15 protein-coding genes and 1 tRNA gene are annotated in these 17,770 nt (G+C 48.9%); 14 read left to right on the top strand and 2 right to left on the bottom strand.

Annotated elements, in window-relative coordinates:
- Positions 1 to 40 precede the first annotated feature (40 nt).
- The 7 genes from AC3WQT_RS27455 (at position 41) to lon (ending at position 10,936) form a co-directional block, all read left to right on the top strand.
- Complete coding sequence (locus AC3WQT_RS27455; RefSeq protein ID WP_492708978.1) at positions 41 to 1,249, top strand: efflux RND transporter periplasmic adaptor subunit; 1,209 nt, start codon at positions 41 to 43, stop codon at positions 1,247 to 1,249.
- Positions 1,246 to 4,347, top strand: coding sequence for an efflux RND transporter permease subunit (locus tag AC3WQT_RS27450; protein WP_492708976.1), 3,102 nt, complete (start codon positions 1,246 to 1,248; stop codon positions 4,345 to 4,347). Before AC3WQT_RS27455 ends, AC3WQT_RS27450 begins: the two co-directional genes overlap by 4 nt.
- A 288-nt stretch (positions 4,348 to 4,635) precedes the next feature.
- Positions 4,636 to 4,722 (top strand) — tRNA-Leu (locus AC3WQT_RS27445).
- A 28-nt stretch (positions 4,723 to 4,750) separates the two neighbouring features.
- The gene (gene tig / locus AC3WQT_RS27440) at positions 4,751 to 6,100 is read left to right on the top strand and encodes a trigger factor (RefSeq protein ID WP_492708975.1); all 1,350 of its coding nucleotides are present in this window, start codon (positions 4,751 to 4,753) and stop codon (positions 6,098 to 6,100) included.
- A gap of 17 nt (positions 6,101 to 6,117) precedes the next feature.
- On the top strand, positions 6,118 to 6,744 hold the full coding sequence (gene clpP, locus AC3WQT_RS27435) for an ATP-dependent Clp endopeptidase proteolytic subunit ClpP (RefSeq protein ID WP_423008492.1): 627 nt from the start codon (positions 6,118 to 6,120) through the stop codon (positions 6,742 to 6,744).
- 267 nt (positions 6,745 to 7,011) lie between these two features.
- Entirely contained in the window at positions 7,012 to 8,277 is a 1,266-nt protein-coding gene (gene clpX / locus AC3WQT_RS27430) for an ATP-dependent Clp protease ATP-binding subunit ClpX (RefSeq protein ID WP_422952148.1), read from the top strand.
- Positions 8,278 to 8,515: 238 nt separating this feature from the next.
- Positions 8,516 to 10,936, top strand: coding sequence for an endopeptidase La (gene lon, locus AC3WQT_RS27425; protein WP_492708972.1), 2,421 nt, complete (start codon positions 8,516 to 8,518; stop codon positions 10,934 to 10,936).
- Between the two features lie 184 nt (positions 10,937 to 11,120).
- Here the strand turns inward: lon and lexA are convergent, their stop codons facing one another.
- A complete protein-coding gene (gene lexA, locus AC3WQT_RS27420; RefSeq protein ID WP_492708970.1) occupies positions 11,121 to 11,777 on the bottom strand; it encodes a transcriptional repressor LexA in 657 nt (218 codons plus the stop codon).
- Between the two features lie 265 nt (positions 11,778 to 12,042).
- Here lexA and rpsF point away from each other — a divergent pair, with 265 nt between their 5' ends.
- From rpsF to AC3WQT_RS27385, 7 genes are all read left to right on the top strand, one after another.
- Entirely contained in the window at positions 12,043 to 12,411 is a 369-nt protein-coding gene (rpsF, locus tag AC3WQT_RS27415; protein ID WP_110252958.1) for a 30S ribosomal protein S6, read from the top strand.
- Positions 12,412 to 12,439: 28 nt separating this feature from the next.
- Positions 12,440 to 12,739 (top strand): primosomal replication protein N, encoded by a 300-nt coding sequence (gene priB, locus AC3WQT_RS27410; protein WP_492708968.1) that lies wholly within the window; start codon positions 12,440 to 12,442, stop codon positions 12,737 to 12,739.
- A gap of 9 nt (positions 12,740 to 12,748) precedes the next feature.
- Entirely contained in the window at positions 12,749 to 13,033 is a 285-nt protein-coding gene (gene rpsR, locus AC3WQT_RS27405; RefSeq protein ID WP_110252960.1) for a 30S ribosomal protein S18, read from the top strand.
- A gap of 26 nt (positions 13,034 to 13,059) precedes the next feature.
- Positions 13,060 to 13,512, top strand: a complete 453-nt coding sequence (rplI, locus tag AC3WQT_RS27400; RefSeq protein ID WP_492708965.1) for a 50S ribosomal protein L9 — start codon at positions 13,060 to 13,062, stop codon at positions 13,510 to 13,512.
- A 166-nt stretch (positions 13,513 to 13,678) separates the two neighbouring features.
- A complete protein-coding gene (locus AC3WQT_RS27395) occupies positions 13,679 to 15,067 on the top strand; it encodes a replicative DNA helicase (RefSeq protein ID WP_110254160.1) in 1,389 nt (462 codons plus the stop codon).
- A 144-nt stretch (positions 15,068 to 15,211) separates the two neighbouring features.
- Complete coding sequence (locus AC3WQT_RS27390; protein ID WP_110252962.1) at positions 15,212 to 15,838, top strand: DUF47 domain-containing protein; 627 nt, start codon at positions 15,212 to 15,214, stop codon at positions 15,836 to 15,838.
- A 73-nt stretch (positions 15,839 to 15,911) separates the two neighbouring features.
- Positions 15,912 to 16,922 carry an inorganic phosphate transporter gene (locus tag AC3WQT_RS27385; RefSeq protein ID WP_492708963.1) on the top strand — a complete coding sequence of 337 codons (1,011 nt, stop codon included), beginning with the start codon at positions 15,912 to 15,914 and terminating at the stop codon, positions 16,920 to 16,922.
- An 87-nt stretch (positions 16,923 to 17,009) separates the two neighbouring features.
- On the opposite strand, the gene AC3WQT_RS27380 is transcribed toward AC3WQT_RS27385, so the two are convergent.
- On the bottom strand, positions 17,010 to 17,768 hold the full coding sequence (locus tag AC3WQT_RS27380) for a LytR/AlgR family response regulator transcription factor (RefSeq protein WP_492708961.1): 759 nt from the start codon (positions 17,766 to 17,768) through the stop codon (positions 17,010 to 17,012).
- Positions 17,769 to 17,770: the final 2 nt, after the last annotated feature.

Below are 17,770 nucleotides of genomic sequence, written 5' to 3'. Positions count from 1 at the left end.
GTTCCGGCCCAGAAAGCCTGCATAGTAAAGGAAAACTCCTGTGTTAACACCAGAAACTACCATCCATCCTCAAGCGAGGCAGTTTGCTGGAAGGCGCGCTGCCCCATTCGCCTTCATCCTTGCTTCTGCGACACTATTGCTGGCTTGCTCCAAGCCTGCCGAGAAAACTGAAGATATACGTCCTGTCAGAACTATTACCCTGGCAAGTAGCAATATAGATATCAATGCTGAATTGCCTGGCGAAGTGCGCCCACGCATAGAGTCACGTCTGGGTTTCCGGGTTCCTGGCAAAATCGTCGCCCGCAAGGTTGATACTGGTACTTTGGTCAAGCGTGGCCAGGTATTGATGCAGCTCGATCCTCAAGATCTGGCGCTGGCACAAGTCCAGGCCAAGGCTGGCTTGTCGGCAGCAGAGAGTAACCGTGATCTGGCCAAAGCAGAACTCAAGCGCTATCAAGAGTTGCGCGCCAAGAATTTCGTCGCGGCGGCCGTGCTGGATGGTAAAGAGGTCGCGGCCAAGTCAGCACAATCAACTTACGAACAGGCGCTGGCAGCTTATAAAAACCAGTCCAATCAGTCTTCTTACACCAGTCTGGTGGCAGATGTGGATGGTGTAGTCACCGGCATTGATGCAGAGGTTGGTCAGGTTGTTGCTGCAGGTACACCAGTAGTGCGTGTAGCGCAAATGGGAGCCATGGATGTAGTGGTTGGCATCCCTGAAGATAAAGTCAATTCCATTCGTCAGATGACGGACGTGAACGTGCGTTTATGGGCTAATCCTGGTCAGTCCATCCCTGGTAAATTGCGTGAGTTGTCGCCGATAGCAGATGCTGTGACGCGCACTTACACTGCCAAGGTCAGTCTGAGTGGTGATAATAAGGATGTGCAGCTCGGCATGACGGCTTATGTCAGTTTTAATGCAAAAAATCCTAATAATGCGATCAAAGTACCTTTGACTGCCTTGTTTCAGGAAAAAAATACAACTTCAGTCTGGGTGGTTGAGTCTGGTGTAGTCAGGCTGGTGCCTGTGCAGGTTGCCGGCTCTTCTGGTGAAGAAGCTTTGCTGGCTGGTGGTGTCAAACCTGGTCAGGTGGTGGTGACAGCGGGCGCCAACTTGCTCAAGAACGGTCAAAAAGTAACTATTCTTGGTGTAGAGACAGTGCCAGCTGCCGCAGCAGCGCCTGCCAAGGCCGTGGTTGCTGCCAGTGATGTGGCTCCGGCGGCAGCGGCCGCAGGAGCGACCAAATGAGTGATTCTTCACGTGGTTTCAATTTATCCAGATGGGCGCTGGAGCATATTCCGCTGACGCGCTATCTGATGGTTGTGCTCTTGCTGGGTGGCATACTCAGCTACAGCAGGCTGGGACAGGATGAAGATCCGCCGTTTACTTTCCGCGCCATGGTGGTACGGGCTATCTGGCCAGGTGCTACGGCCTTGCAAATGGCTGATCAGGTGACTGACAAGCTGGAAAAAAAACTGCAAGAGACGCCGTACATAGACAAGATACGCAGCTATTCCAAGCCGGGTGAAACTTTAATCATCCTGCAATTGCGTGAATCGACGCCACCCAAAGATACTGCGCAATCCTGGTATCAGGTACGCAAGAAGATAGGGGATATCCGTGGCACTTTGCCGCCTGGTGTGCTCGGCCCATTCTTTAATGACGAATTTGGTGATACCTACGGTTCTATCTTCGCCTTGTCCGGCGATGGCTTCAAGTATGAAGAAGTCAAGGAATATGCAGACTTTGTACGTCAGCAATTCTTGCGCATCCCTTCTGTATCCAAGGTTGAATTGTTTGGTGTGCAGGACGAGAAAATCAATATTGAATTCTCGCAAAAGAAATTCTCACAACTGGGCGTGCCTTTTGATGCCATCGTAGGGCAAATCAACTCACAAAATGGTGTTGAAGCCACAGGTGTATTGACGACATCGACCGACAATTTGCAGGTGCGTATTTCCGGCGCTTTGATGACAGTGAAAGAGCTGGAGAACTTGCAGTTGCGCGCCAACGGCACGACTTTCCGTCTCGGCGATTTCGCCACAGTCAAGCGCGAATATAAAAACCCGCCACAGGACAAAATGCGCTTCAATGGCAAAGAGGTTGTCGGCCTGGGTATTTCCATGGAAAAGGGCGGCAATATCATTGAATTGGGCAAGCATCTGCAAGTAGATGTTGCTGAAATCAAGGCCAAGCTGCCAGTCGGTATCACTCTTGAGCAGGTAACCAATCAGCCGGATGCGGTCAAGTCCTCGGTGGGTGAATTTATCCGCACCTTGATAGAGGCGGTGATCATCGTGCTGGCCGTCAGCTTCCTGGCCCTGGGTTTGCATACCAAACCCTTCCGTCTGGATATCTGGCCAGGTCTGGTGGTCGGTTTGACGATACCTTTGGTGCTGGCAATTACCTTCTTGTTCATGCGCATACTGGATATTGATTTACACAAGATATCGCTAGGTGCCTTGATTATCGCCCTGGGTTTGCTGGTCGATGATGCGATTATCGCTGTAGAAATGATGGTCAGGAAGATGGAGGAGGGTTTCTCGCGTTTTGATGCGGCGACCTTTGCTTACACCTCCACTGCCATGCCTATGCTGACAGGTACCTTGATTACTGCGGCTGGTTTCTTGCCCATTGGCCTGGCAAAATCAGCCGCGGGTGAATATACATTCTCGATGTTTTCGGTGAATGCCCTGGCTTTGTTGATTTCATGGCTGGCTGCGGTGATTTTTACGCCATACCTTGGTTATCTGCTGCTGAAGGTCAAACCGCATGCAGGTGGTGGTGGTGGCAGTGAACATGAGATTTTCGATACGCCGTTTTACTCGCGTTTCCGTGCGCTCGTGAACTGGTGTGTGACCTGGCGCAAGACTACCATCGTCATCACGCTTGGTGTGTTCATGCTGGGTGTGTTCGGGTTCAAATTTATTGAGCAGCAATTCTTCCCTGATTCCAGCCGTCCTGAATTGATGGTGGAATTGTGGCTGCCTGAGGGTTCTTCCTTCAAGGCGACAGAGGCGCAAGCCAAGAAATTTGAAGCTTTCATACAAAAACAGGAGGGTGTGGAAAGCGTCACCAGCTATGTAGGTACGGGTAGTCCTCGTTTCTATCTGCCGCTGGATCAGATTTTCCCGCAGACCAACGTGTCGCAGATTGTGGTCTTGCCTAAGGATTTGAAGGCGCGTGCGGCATTGCGTCTGAAGATTATTGAAGCCTTCAAGAAGGATTTTCCTGAAGTGCGTGGTCGTGTGAAACTGCTGCCGAATGGCCCGCCAGTTCCTTATCCGGTGCAATTCCGTGTGACTGGTCTGGAAGTAACCAAGGTCAGGGAAATTGCTGACCGCGTTAAAGAAGTCATGCGCGCCAATCCAAATACGGTTGGTGTGAACGATAACTGGAATGAATCGGTCAAAGTAGTGCGTATCGATCTGGACCAGGATAAGTTGCGTGCCCTGGGCATTACTTCGCAATCTGTCATGCGTGCGGCGAATACTATCCTTACAGGTTCTACCGTTGGGCAGTTCCGCGACGGTAACAAACTCATCGACATCGTGGTACGTCAACCTGTGGATGAACGTTCTACCATTGATGCTTTGGGTAATGCCAATGTGCCGACAGGCAGTGGTAAATATGTACCATTGTCACAAGTGGCGCGTATCAATCTGGTCTGGGAGCCCGGTGTAGTCTGGCGTGAAGGCCGTGAATGGGCTGTGACCGTGCAATCTGACGTGGTGGATGGCATACAGGGGCCGACAGTATCTAGCCAGGTATCACCCAAGCTGGATCAGATCAGGGCCAGCCTCTTGCCAGGTTACAAGATAGAACTGGCAGGTGCAGCAGCGGATAGTGGTAAGGCGCAGGAATCGATTGCAGCGAATGTGCCTTTGGTGATCTTTATCATCTTCACATTGCTGATGTTGCAATTGCATAGTTTCTCCAGATCCTTGCTGGTATTCCTGACCGGACCTTTGGGCGTGGCAGGGGCGGCAATGGCCTTGTTGATACTGCAACGTCCATTTGGCTTCGTGGCCCAGCTTGGTGTGATTGCCTTGTTCGGCATGATTATCCGTAACTCGGTGATTCTGATTGACCAGATCGAGCATGATATAGGCGAGGGTGTTGCACCCTGGGATGCGATTGTGGAATCGGCAGTGCGCCGCTTCCGCCCCATCATCCTGACAGCGGCCGCAGCCGTGCTGGCGATGATACCTTTGTCGCGTTCTGTGTTCTGGGGACCGATGGCGGTTGCCATCATGGGCGGCTTGATTATTGCTACAGCCTTAACCTTGCTGTTCTTGCCAGCTTTGTATGCTGCCTGGTTCAGGGTCAAGAAAACCAGTATCTGAGTCAGTTTGTGGCCTTGTTCCTGCCAGTACATGAGTGCTGGCAGGGGCGACAAGTGGGATAAATAGGGTGTTGGTGCCGGTATTAAGTGTTTAGCGTGCCTGTATTGGGCCCGTATTTAAAAAAATAAGGCACATGCTGGTAAAATCCAGTAGAATATCGGGCTGGAGTTGTAATGCCACATACATCAGTTTTGGGCGACGCTTGAATTTCGGGTCGCCCTTTGCTTTTGTAACGGCCGTGCTCAACGTGTGGCGGCATTGCGCCGGTGAACATAAAACATACATCCCGCGAGGATGGCGAAATTGGTAGACGCACCAGGTTTAGGTCCTGACGCCAGCAATGGTGTGGGGGTTCGAGTCCCCCTCCTCGCACCACAGAATTTTTACTATTTGGACGATTTTCATGGCAACTGCAGTCGAAACTTTAGATAAATTGGAACGCCGTTTGACGATTTCTTTCCCGGTCGCTGATGTGCAATCGGAAGTTGAAAAACGTCTGAAGCAGCGTGCACGTACAGCAAAAGCGCCTGGTTTCCGTCCTGGTAAAGTACCTATGAAAATGGTAGCTGCACAATACGGCTATCAAGTAGAAACAGAAGTACTGAACGACAAAGTCGGCCAGGCTTTTGCTGCTGCTGCAAATGAAAACAAATTGCGTGTTGCTGGTTACCCAAGCATAGAGCCAAAGTCTGGATCAGACGTGGCCGAAGGCAGCCTGGCATTCGATGCAACTTTTGAAGTGTATCCAGAAATCACAGTCGGTGATTTGTCTGTTGCTGAAGTAGAGCAAGTCAAATCGGATGTGACTGACGCTGAAATCGATAAAACTATCGATATCCTGCGCAAGCAACGCGTACATTTCCACGTTAAAGGCGAGCAGGGCGCGCATGGTGACGGTGGTGCAGACCAGTCCGCACAAAATGGCGACCGCGCTACAGTAGATTTCGTAGGCAAGATCGACGGCGTCGAATTTGCTGGTGGCAAAGCTGATGGTTTTGCATTTGTGCTGGGCGAAGGCCGCATGTTGCCTGAGTTTGAAACAGCAACTATCGGTTTGAAAGTTGGCGAATCCAAGACTTTCCCATTGGCTTTCCCTGAAGACTACCATGGCAAGGATGTAGCCGGTAAGACTGCAGAATTCACCATCACTTTGACAAAGCTGGAATGGGCACACCTGCCTGAAGTAGATTCCGAATTTGCCAAAATGCTGGGCGTAGAAGATGGTGATCTGGTCAAGATGCGTACAGACATCAAGGAAAATCTGGAGCGTGAAGTACGTGGCCGTGTTAAATCCAAGACCAAAGAAAGCGTCATGGATGCACTGGTTAAAACGGTTGAATTCGATGTGCCTAAAACTCTGGTTGCCCAAGACAGCGAGCGCCTGGCGGAAATGACACGTCAAGACATGGCGCAACGCGGCATGAACGTCAATGACGTACCATTCCCTGCTGATCTGTTCAATGCACAAGCCGAGCGTCGCGTTCGTCTGGGTTTGATCCTGGCTGAACTGGTCAAAGCTAACAGCTTGCAAGCAACTACTGAACAAATCAAAGCGCAAGTTGAAGATTTCGCTCAAAGCTATGAAGACCCACAGCAAGTCGTTAAATATTATTTCAGCGACCGCAACCGTCTGGCTGAAGTTGAAGCCCTTGTATTAGAAGAAAACGTCGTTAACTATGTGTTGGGTAAAGCGAAAGTAACAGACAAAGTTCTGCCTTTCGACGAATTGATGGGTAACAACGCACAAGCGTAACAAATAAAGGAAAACACATGACAGGCATCATCCGTAATTCGGCACTGGACACAAACATGCTGGGCATGGTGCCTATGGTGATTGAGCAAAGTGGTAGAGGTGAGCGTGCATACGACATCTATTCCCGTTTGCTCAAGGAGCGTGTGATTTTCCTGGTTGGTCCAGTCAATGACCAGGCTGCTAATCTTATCGTTGCACAATTGCTGTTTTTGGAAAGTGAAAATCCTGATAAGGATATTTCACTTTACATCAACTCCCCGGGTGGTTCAGTTTCTGCAGGTATGGCGATTTTTGATACCATGCAGTTCATCAAGCCTGATGTGTCGACTTTATGTACAGGCCTGGCGGCATCCATGGGCGCCTTCTTGCTGGCTGCAGGTGCCAAAGGCAAGCGTTTTTCTTTGCCGAATTCCCGTATCATGATTCATCAACCTCTGGGCGGCGCTCAAGGTCAGGCATCTGATATTGAAATTCAGGCGCGTGAGATTCTGTATTTGCGTGAGCGCCTGAATGGCATACTGGCAGAAAAAACCGGCCGTAGCCTGGAGCAAATTGCTAAAGATACAGATCGTGATAATTTCATGTCAGCAGATGCTGCTGCGGAATATGGTCTGATCGACAAAGTGCTGGCACATCGCGCTTAAGTCACTTAACCACGTAGCTTGTCAAAAAAGAACGCCTGTTCCTTGATGGTCCGGGCGTTTTTTTATTCTGTTCTATAATGTCTCATTGCTCCCCATAGTTGCATATTGATGTCATGACGAAAGCCGTTTTTGCAGGTAATATGCAAGTCCAAGAAGCTGAGGAAATTTGTGCTTAATTTGCGTGGGCGAAGCCTGAGTAAAATCCTGTCAAGCCGCGGCTTAATCACCAGTTTCATAGATTAATTTTGTTTATTTCATATACGTATCATGCCCGATAAAAAATCCTCCAGCGGAGAAAAGTTGCTCTATTGCTCGTTTTGCGGCAAGAGTCAGCATGAGGTTAAAAAATTAATAGCAGGGCCATCCGTATTCATCTGCGACGAGTGTATCGATTTGTGCAATGACATCATTCGTGACGAAGTGTCCGAAATTGATAATATTGCCAGCGCGAAAACTGAATTGCCTACGCCGCAAGAAATCACTGATTTGCTGGACCAGTACGTCATTGGTCAGTTGGGTGCCAAGCGTATTCTGGCTGTAGCGGTGTACAACCATTACAAGCGCCTCAAGCATCTGGGTAAAAAGGACGATGTTGAACTGGCAAAGAGCAATATCTTGCTGGTAGGGCCAACCGGCTCCGGCAAGACCTTGCTGGCACAAACCCTGGCACGCATGTTGAATGTGCCTTTCGTGATCGCTGATGCGACTACACTGACAGAAGCAGGTTATGTCGGTGAGGATGTAGAAAACATCATTCAAAAATTGCTGCAAAATTGCAACTATGAAGTCGAGCGCGCGCAAAAAGGTATCGTTTATATTGATGAAATCGACAAGATTTCCCGTAAATCTGATAATCCTTCGATCACCCGTGACGTTTCCGGTGAAGGCGTACAGCAAGCATTGCTGAAGCTGGTTGAAGGTACGATGGCATCTGTGCCGCCTCAGGGTGGCCGCAAGCATCCTAACCAGGATTTCATCCAGATTGATACCACAAACATCATGTTCATCTGCGGTGGCGCGTTTGATGGCCTGGCCAAGATCATTTCCGACCGTTCAGAGCGCAGCGGCATAGGTTTTTCTGCCAGCGTCAAGAGCCAGGCAGAAAAGAGCGCCAGCGAAGTCATGCAGGATGCTGAGCCACAAGATTTGATCAAGTTCGGTCTCATTCCAGAATTGGTTGGCCGTCTGCCTGTGATTGCCACTTTGAATGAACTGGACGAGGCTGCCCTGATCCAGATTCTGGTTGAGCCAAAAAATGCCCTGATCAAGCAATATGCAAAACTGCTTGAGATGGAAGGTACTGAACTGGAAATTCGCCCGGCTGCCTTGCAGGCAATTGCCAAAAAAGCGATTATGCGTAAAACTGGTGCCCGTGGTTTGCGTTCCATCCTTGAGCATGCTTTGCTGGATGTCATGTATGACTTGCCTAGCCACCAGAATGTGGAAAAGGTCGTTATTGATGAAAGTACGATCACCAATGGTGCAAAACCCTTGTTGATTTACCATGAGCAACCAAAAGTTTCAGGTGCCTGATGGCATTGTTTGCCACGAAGTAAGAAAAATGGGGAGCTAACTCCCCATTTTTTATTTATTTTGCCTTGTTTTAATTTGATTCGAAGTACAATGGATTAACAAAACGATTCTGGCTTCAATCGTAAAGCTACCCGGAGAAGCTCTCTGAGTGGCTTTTTTTATTGTTTTTTTCCAGAATGGGCTTGTGTTTCCGCCCAGTGCGCCAACATTGTTAACCAGTATTTATGAAAGGTGCGCCATGACGACTACTCTGATTACCGAACAAACCCAATTGCCGTTGTTGCCACTGCGTGATGTCGTTGTATTCCCGCACATGGTAATCCCCCTGTTTGTGGGCCGCCCCAAATCCATTAAGGCTCTCGAGGCCGCCATGGACCAGGGCAAGAGCATCATGCTTGCTGCCCAGAAAGCTGCTGCCAAGGATGAACCTTCAGCAGATGACATTTACGAAATTGGCTGTATTGCCAATATTCTGCAAATGCTGAAATTGCCCGACGGTACCGTCAAGGTGCTGGTCGAAGGTGCGCAGCGTGCGCGCATCAGCAAGATACATGATTCTGAATCGCATTTCTTTGCTGATCTGACACCTATCGCCGTTGACGAAGGTGATGAGTCGGAAGTAGAGGCAATGCGCCGTACTATCGTTCAGCAATTTGACCAATACGTCAAACTGAACAAAAAAATCCCTCCTGAAATCCTGGCATCCCTGTCCGGCATTGATGATGCTGGTCGCCTGGCTGATACCATCGCCGCGCACCTGCCTTTGAAACTGGAGCAAAAACAAGTCATCCTGGAAATTTTCAGTGTGGCCAAACGTCTTGAACATTTGTTGGGTCAGCTCGAAGGTGAACTTGATATCCTGCAAGTTGAAAAACGTATTCGTGGCCGCGTCAAGCGCCAGATGGAAAAATCCCAGCGTGAGTATTACCTGAACGAACAAGTCAAGGCGATACAAAAAGAGTTGGGCGAGGGTGAAGAAGGCGCTGATATTGACGAGCTGGAGAAAAAAATCCTGGCCGCCAAGATGCCTAAAGAAGCCCGCGACAAAGCACAGAATGAGTTGAAAAAACTCAAAATGATGTCGCCTATGTCGGCAGAAGCTACTGTCGTGCGTAACTACATCGACACTATCGTCAATTTGCCATGGAAGAAAAAATCCAAGGTCAACAATGATTTGACGAATGCTGAAAAAGTGCTGGAAGACGAACACTTTGGCCTCGATAAGGTCAAGGAACGCATCCTGGAATATCTTGCAGTGCAACAGCGCGTCGACAAGCTCAAAGCACCTATCCTCTGTCTGGTAGGTCCTCCGGGCGTGGGTAAAACCTCGTTGGGGCAATCCATCGCCCGCGCAACAAACCGCAAGTTTGTGCGTATGGCCCTGGGTGGTGTGCGTGATGAGGCAGAAATTCGCGGTCATCGCCGTACTTACATAGGCTCCATGCCAGGCAAGATTTTGCAAAGCTTGTCCAAGGTTGGTGTGCGTAATCCTTTGTTCCTGCTGGATGAAGTGGACAAGATGGGAGCTGACTTCCGTGGCGACCCTTCATCTGCCTTGCTGGAGGTATTGGACCCTGAACAAAATCACACTTTCTCAGATCACTATATCGAAGTCGATTTCGATTTGTCCGACGTGATGTTTGTAGCGACATCCAATTCCTACAATATCCCGCCAGCTTTGCTGGACAGGATGGAGGTTATACGTCTGTCGGGTTACACCGAAGATGAAAAAACCAGCATTGCGCAACGTTATCTGCTGCCTAAACAAATCAAGAACAATGGTTTGAAAGAAGGCGAAATCACCGTGGCTGAAAGTGCAATACGCGACATTATTCGCTATTACACCCGTGAAGCCGGTGTGCGTTCGCTGGAAAGGGAAATCTCCAAGATTTGCCGCAAGGTCGTGAAAATGCTCTTGTTGAAAAAGACCGAGAAAAAAGCCACGGTCAATTCAAAAAATCTGGATAAATACCTGGGTGTACGTCGCTATGACTTTGGCGTTGCCGTTAAAGATAACCAGATTGGTCAGGTGGTCGGTCTGGCCTGGACTGAAGTGGGTGGCGATTTGCTGACCATAGAAGCCGTAGCCATGCCAGGTAAAGGTGGTGTCATCCGCACAGGTACATTGGGCGATGTCATGAAAGAATCCATCGAAGCAGCTCGCACAGTGGTACGCAGTCGCGCCAAGCGTCTGGGTATCAAGGCGGATGTGTTCGAGAAGAGCGACATCCATATCCACGTACCGGAAGGTGCAACACCGAAAGATGGTCCATCTGCCGGTATCGCCATGACAACTGCTTTGGTGTCAGTGTTTACTGGCATTCCAGTCCGTGCTGATGTTGCCATGACAGGTGAGATCACCTTGCGTGGTGAAGTATTGCCTATCGGTGGCTTGAAAGAGAAATTGCTGGCTGCTCACCGTGGTGGCATCAAGACAGTCTTGATACCTGAGGAAAATGCCAAGGATCTGGCTGAGATCCCGGACAATGTCAAAAACAAACTGGAAATCATCCCGGTCAGGTGGATAGACAAAGTCCTGGAAATCGCGCTGGAAACACAACCTGTTCCTTTGGTGGATGAGCCGGTACCAGTGGCTGCAGCGACACCTGCCACGGCACCAACTGAAACGCCTGCGGATACTACCGTGGTCAAGCACTAAATTGTTGGGCAATAAGTTGTCGAGCGCTAAATCTGTTGCTCTGAAATAAAAAACGTCCGGATATCCGGACGTTTTTTTTATGGTAGTTGCTTATCAGAACTTGCCAGTGGGCAGGTATTAATAAGTTTGAGATGCTGCCCGGGCATGATGCAAATGAGAGGGCTGAATCACGCCCGGGCTGATCTCAAACCCAGTTGCGCATGAGGCCAACAGCCAGACCTTCCAGCGCGAAATCTTCTTCAGTATCGCCAATCTTGATGACGGGGTAGTCCGGGTTTTCAGGCATCAGTTCTATCAGATTGCCAGTTTTCTTATAGCGCTTGACGGTCACATCATCACCGAGGCGGGCGACAACGATCTGGCCATTGCGTGCACTGTCGGCTTTTTTGACTGCCAGCAAGTCTCCATCAAGTATGCCAGCATCGCGCATGGACATGCCCCGCACCTTCAGCAAAAAGTCTGGCTTGGCAGAGAACAGGGCCGGATCTACGTTGTAAGTGGATTCTATATGTTCACTGGCTAGTATCGGCGAGCCGGCGGCAACGCGCCCAACCAGTGGCAGGGCCAGTTGCAATAGGGCGGGGTGAGGCAGTGCCAGTTGCTTGCCTGTGATATGGCTGGACAACTCAGATTCCAGCAGTCGTATGCCACGTGAAGTGCCCGCGGCAATTTCTATGACGCCTTTGCGTGCCAGGGCTTGCAGATGTTCTTCTGCAGCATTGGTTGAACGGAATCCCAATTCTGTCGCAATCTCGGCACGGGTAGGGGGAAAGCCCGTGTTTTGGATGGCGTCTTTAATCAGGTTCAGGATTTGCTCCTGGCGAGCGGTGAGTTTAAGCATGGCGTTTTCTAGTGTTAAGGTGCTGTATATACAAGCAGTCTGTATTTTTATACAGTAGAGCTGAATATGCAAGTCAAAATGCCTTCGATTAAGCATAAATGTGAAAAAAATACCGCACTTACTCAAAAGAACGGACTGAAAAATTGCCTAAGTCACTGATCCAATTGATCAATATGAAAAACTGGGTTATTATTGTCGGCTTTCCTCTTCCCGCACTCGTCTTGACGCCGAGGCGGGCTATTTTTATTGTCCACAAGGAGAATATATGCGTCATTATGAAATCGTATTTATCGTACATCCAGATCAGAGCGAGCAAGTTCCTGCAATGATCGAGCGCTACAAGGCAAGTGTTGTAGCCCGTGGTGGTCAAATCCATCGCGTTGAAGACTGGGGCCGTCGTCAATTGGCTTACATGATTCAAAAACTGGCAAAAGCACACTATGTTTGCTTGAACATCGAATGCGATGCTGAAACTCTGCTCGAGTTGGAAACAGCATTCAAATTCAATGATGCTGTCTTGCGTCACCTGACAGTCAAATTGAAAAAAGCAGAAACAACACCTTCTCCTATGATGAAAGCTGTTCAGAAAGAAGATGCTGCAAAAGCGCAACGTGTTGAAGCGCCTGCTGCTTAATAATTGACAAAGGTCGCGTAAAAAAATAGTGAATCAGCTGAAGCTCGTAGCCCGGATTGTGGAAAAAAGCGCATTGCGTTACACCCCGGCCGGTATCCCGATAGCTTCTGCTACCTTGATGCATAGTTCAGAAACTCGTGAGGCGAACACGGTTCGGCAGGTCGAGTTTGAAATTTCTGCGATGGCTGCTGGTGAAATATCCCAGCGTTTTACAGAAATTGCCCTGGAACAGACCATGGAATTCACTGGTTTTTTAGCGCGCAAAAATCGCAATAGCAAAAGTCTCGTTTTTCATATCACTGAATTCGGGACACATTTACTAGATTAGGAGCCAAAAATGGCATTCGGTAAAAAATTCGACAAAAGCAAATTGAAGCAAAAGCGCCAACAACAAAACCCTTTGTTCAAGCGCAAAAAATTCTGCCGCTTCACAGCAGCACATGTAGAAAAAGTTGACTACAAAGACATCGACACACTGAAAGATTTCGTGCAAGAAAACGGCAAAATCATGCCAGCACGTTTGACCGGTACAAAAGCGCTGTATCAACGTCAAGTTGACACTGCAATCAAACGTGCACGTTACCTCGCGTTGCTGCCATACACTGATTTGCACACAGCGTAATTGACGACAAGGTAAAGGAGAAAAATATGCAAGTTATTCTGTTGGATAAAGTCGTTAATCTCGGCAATCTGGGTGATGTAGTTCGCGTTAAAGACGGCTATGCACGTAACTTTTTGATTCCACAACGTATGGCTCGTCGTGCTACGACAGCTGCAGTTGCTGAATTCGAAGCAAAACGCGCTGAACTGGAAAAAGCAGCAGCAGCCAAATTGGCAGCAGCTCAAGCTCAAGGCGAAAAACTGTCCGGTCTGACCGTACAAATCACACAAAAATCTGGTGTTGATGGTCGTTTGTTTGGTTCCGTCACTAATGCTGATATTTCTGAAGCCCTGACTAAACAAGGTTTCGCAGTAGAAAAAGCACAAGTACGTTTGCCACAAGGTCCGTTGAAGATCGCTGGCGAGCACAGTGTTTCTGTTGCTTTGCACACTGACGTTGTTGTTGACGTTAATGTTGCAGTGGTAGGTGAACACGCTTAATTTGCTTTTTGCAAATTGCTGGAAAAAGCCGGGGAGACCCGGCTTTTTTCATGTTTGAGAGAAATTTTTCACTATTTATCCGTTTGTCACAAACTTGTCACAAACTCGCCAACTTCTCGTACTTTGAACGCTCTGGTCATTTGATTTAACGGTTATAATGCGCGCCATGAAAGCTGGTTCTGATCCTCAAATTGACGCTTTACGCGTTCCCCCTCATTCCATAGAAGCAGAGCAATCTGTTCTGGGTGGCCTATTGCTGGATAACGCAGCCTGGGACCGTATTGCCGATTTTATTGGTGAAGAAGATTTCTATCGTTATGACCACAGGATTATTTTCCAGTGCATGGTCAAACTGATCAATAGCTCTCGTCCAGCCGACGTTATCACCGTTTTTGAGGCGCTGACCAGTACGGGTAAGGCAGAAGATGCCGGTGGCCTGACATATCTGAATGCCCTCGCACAAAATACTCCTTCAGCTGCCAATATCCGTCGCTACGCAGAAATCGTCCGTGACCGTGGCGTATTGCGCAAACTGATTACCGTTGCAGATGAAATCTCCGGTAATGCCTTTAACCCCCAGGGTAAAGAAGTCAAGCAAATGCTGGACGAGGCTGAATCCAAGATTTTTGCGATTGCCGAAGAGGGTGCCCGTGGTGCCCAGGGTTTCCAGGCTATTCAGCCCTTGCTGACGCAAGTGGTTGAGCGCATTGATGAACTGTATAACCGCGATAATCAAAATGATATTACCGGCGTGCCTACCGGTTTTGCTGATCTGGACAAAATGACTTCGGGCTTGCAGCCTGGTGATCTGGTCATTGTTGCAGGTCGTCCATCCATGGGTAAGACAGCCTTCTCACTGAACATCGGTGAGAACGTCGCCATAGACAGCGGCTTGCCAGTTGCCGTGTTCTCCATGGAGATGGGTGGCGCCCAACTGGCGATGCGTATGCTGGGTTCGGTAGGGCGTCTGGATCAAAGCCGTCTGCGCGTTGGTAAGCTGACCGATGAAGACTGGCCGCGCCTGACACATGCCATTCAAAAGATGAATGAAGCGCAACTGTATATTGATGAAACGCCAGCGTTGAGTTCGATAGAATTGCGCGCGCGCTCCCGTCGTCTGGCACGTCAATGCGGCAAGCTGGGCCTGGTGATTGTCGATTACTTGCAATTGATGTCAGCCAACTCTGCCGGTGAAAACCGTGCGACCGAGATTTCCGAGATTTCCCGAAATCTGAAGGGCCTGGCAAAAGAACTGCATTGTCCTGTGATTGCCTTGTCCCAGTTGAACCGCTCTCTGGAGCAAAGACCGAATAAACGTCCCGTCATGTCTGACTTGCGCGAATCTGGTGCGATTGAACAGGATGCCGACGTCATCATGTTTATTTATCGTGATCAGGTGTATAACCCGGATTCTCCCGACAAGGGCACGGCAGAAATCATTATTGGTAAGCAGCGTAATGGTCCTATTGGCAGTGTCCGTCTGACTTTCCTGGGCGAATATACCAAGTTTGACAACTATGTTGGTTCCCTGTCGATTTACGGTGATAGTGAATAATTTCAAAGCAAAATGCTGGTGTTGGTGGGTAGACGCAAAGTAGTAAATCAAGACTTAAAAAGTAGAACAGTGTTGCCAGGCATGCTTGATTGCATGCGCTTGCCTGGACAATTCTAGAAATCTTATATTTTCAGTGAGAATAAAATGTTTGGACGCTTGATGCCCACCGAGGGCAAATTTTTTGAACTCTTCAATCAACATGCAGAGTTATGTGTCAAAGGTTCCAAGGAAATGGTTGCCTTGATGACGAACTTTGATGATCTGGAGATCCGTGTTCACGCGATAGAGAGCATAGAAAAGCAGGCAGATACTGTTACCTACAATACGATAGAGTTGTTGCACAAAACTTTCATCACACCTCTGGACCGAGATGACATCCATAAACTGATTACGCGTATGGATGATATTCTGGATCTGCTCGAAGATGCCGGTCAGACTATTTCCCTGTACGATATCCGCGAAATTACGCCAGAAGCCAAACGCCTGGCAGAACTCTGCCTGGGTTGTGCTGAAAAAGTGAAAGCAGCCGTCGCCTTGTTGCACAACATGGATAATTCCCGTGAAATCCTGGCGCTGTGCGAAGAAATCGATCGCCTGGAATCGGATGCGGATCACGTCATGCGCGCTGCTATGTCCAAACTGTTCCGCGATGAACCTGATGTCCGCAATCTCATCAAACTCAAAGCGATTTACGAAATACTGGAAACAGTAACGGATCGTTGTGAAGATGTTGCCAATATCATAGAAGGCATTATTGTTGAGAACGCTTAAGCGTCTGACTCTTTTATTTTGACGCCTAACAGTTCTCTGTCAATGCAGAGAGCGAACAAGGGAATTCACTTTTATGCAATCCTTTCATATGAGCCTGTACGTCATCATCTTATTGGTGGTACTGGCATTGTTATTCGATTTCATGAACGGCTTCCATGATGCCGCGAATGCGATCGCAACCGTTGTTTCAACAGGGGTTTTGAAACCCAGCCAGGCGGTAGCCATGGCGGCTTTATTCAATGTATTTGCTTTTTTTGTTTTTAACCTGTCTGTCGCCAAAACCATAGGCAAGGGCACCATTGATCCTGTTATCGTTGATCACTATGTCATCTTCGGTGCCCTGGTCGGAGCGATATTCTGGAATCTGGTGACCTGGTATTTCGGTATTCCGTCTTCATCTTCACACGCCTTGATCGGTGGTTTGATTGGTGCTGCTGTAGCTAAAGAAGGTACTGGTGCCCTGATTGCTGCCGGTCTTTACAAGATCATATTGTTTATCGTCTTGTCGCCATTGCTGGGGTTTTTCCTTGGTTCTGTAATGATGCTGATCGTATCCTGGTTGTTTGTTAAATCGACGCCAAGGAAAGTGGATAAATGGTTCCGCCGTTTGCAATTGGTGTCAGCTTCGGTATTCAGTCTGGGTCACGGTGGTAATGATGCGCAAAAGACCATGGGTATTATCTGGATGCTGTTGATCGCCGCTGGTTATTCCAGTGAGGCTGATAAAGGCCCACCAGGATGGGTGGTGTATTCCTGTTATGCTGCGATTGGTCTGGGTACTTTGTTTGGTGGCTGGCGTATTGTTAAAACCATGGGTCAAAAAATCACCAAACTCAAGCCTGTCGGCGGGTTTTGTGCTGAAACTGGTGGTGCTATCACCTTGATCATGGCGACAGTATTGGGCATTCCTGTATCGACAACGCACACCATTACAGGTGCAATTGTTGGCGTGGGCTCAGCGCAAAAAATGTCTGCGGTGCGTTGGGGTGTTGCTGGCAATATTGTATGGGCCTGGATTTTGACCATACCAGCTTCTGCTTTTGTGGCAGCTATAGCCTGGTGGATAGGCAAGCATATTTTGTAATTCCAGTCAGCCATCGCTTTAAGAAAAAGCGCCTCAGTTGAACAAACTGAGGCGCTTTTTTATTGGGGTAGGCTGCTGAGATGGAGCTTACATTTGTTTGAACAAATGTACAAAACTGCGACTGACTTCGAGTTTTTCTGTCAGTCCCTTGATTTGCACCAGATGGCGACCGCGCAGGTCGCGCACCACGCCTGAGATAGCCTTGGCGTTCACCAGAGTGGATCTGTGAATTTGCCAGAACAGAGCAGGGTCCAGTTCCTCTGCCAGATCACGTACAGGTTTGCGTATCAAGGCTTCATAAGTGGCGGTTTGCACCCTCGTATATTTCTCGTCAGACTGGAAGAATAGAATTTCTTCCACCGGTATAAGGCGTAACTCCTGCCCTATGGAAGCCTGTATCCATTGCAAGTAGTCGGGCTTGGGGGCTATACCCATTTGCTTGGCCAGTTGCGAGAGCATGGTACTCATGTCGTTGGGCTGGCTCTGGGCTGTTAACCTGGCCTTGAGCCTTTCGACCGTACGCGTGAGCCTCTCTACATCGGCAGGCTTGAGGACATAATCAACTGCGCCATGATCAAAAGCCTGTATGGCATATTGATCATAGGCAGTGATGAAGACGATATGTGCCTTGCTGCCTATATCCTTGGCTGCTTCCAGACCCGTTTTGACCGGCATGCGTATGTCGAGGAAGGCCAAATCTGGTTTATGTGTTTCTACCAGGGCGACGGCTTCTTCACCATTCTTTGCTTCATCCAGGATTTCCAGCTCGGGCCAGACTTGTTCCAGGCGCGACTTTAACTGGTCGCGCATCAGTCTTTCATCATCAGCAATTATGGCAGTAGGCATGG

It is taken from the genome of Undibacterium sp. FW305-107 (genome assembly GCF_058788535.1).
This window is presented reverse-complemented; position numbering and strand designations above follow the sequence as displayed.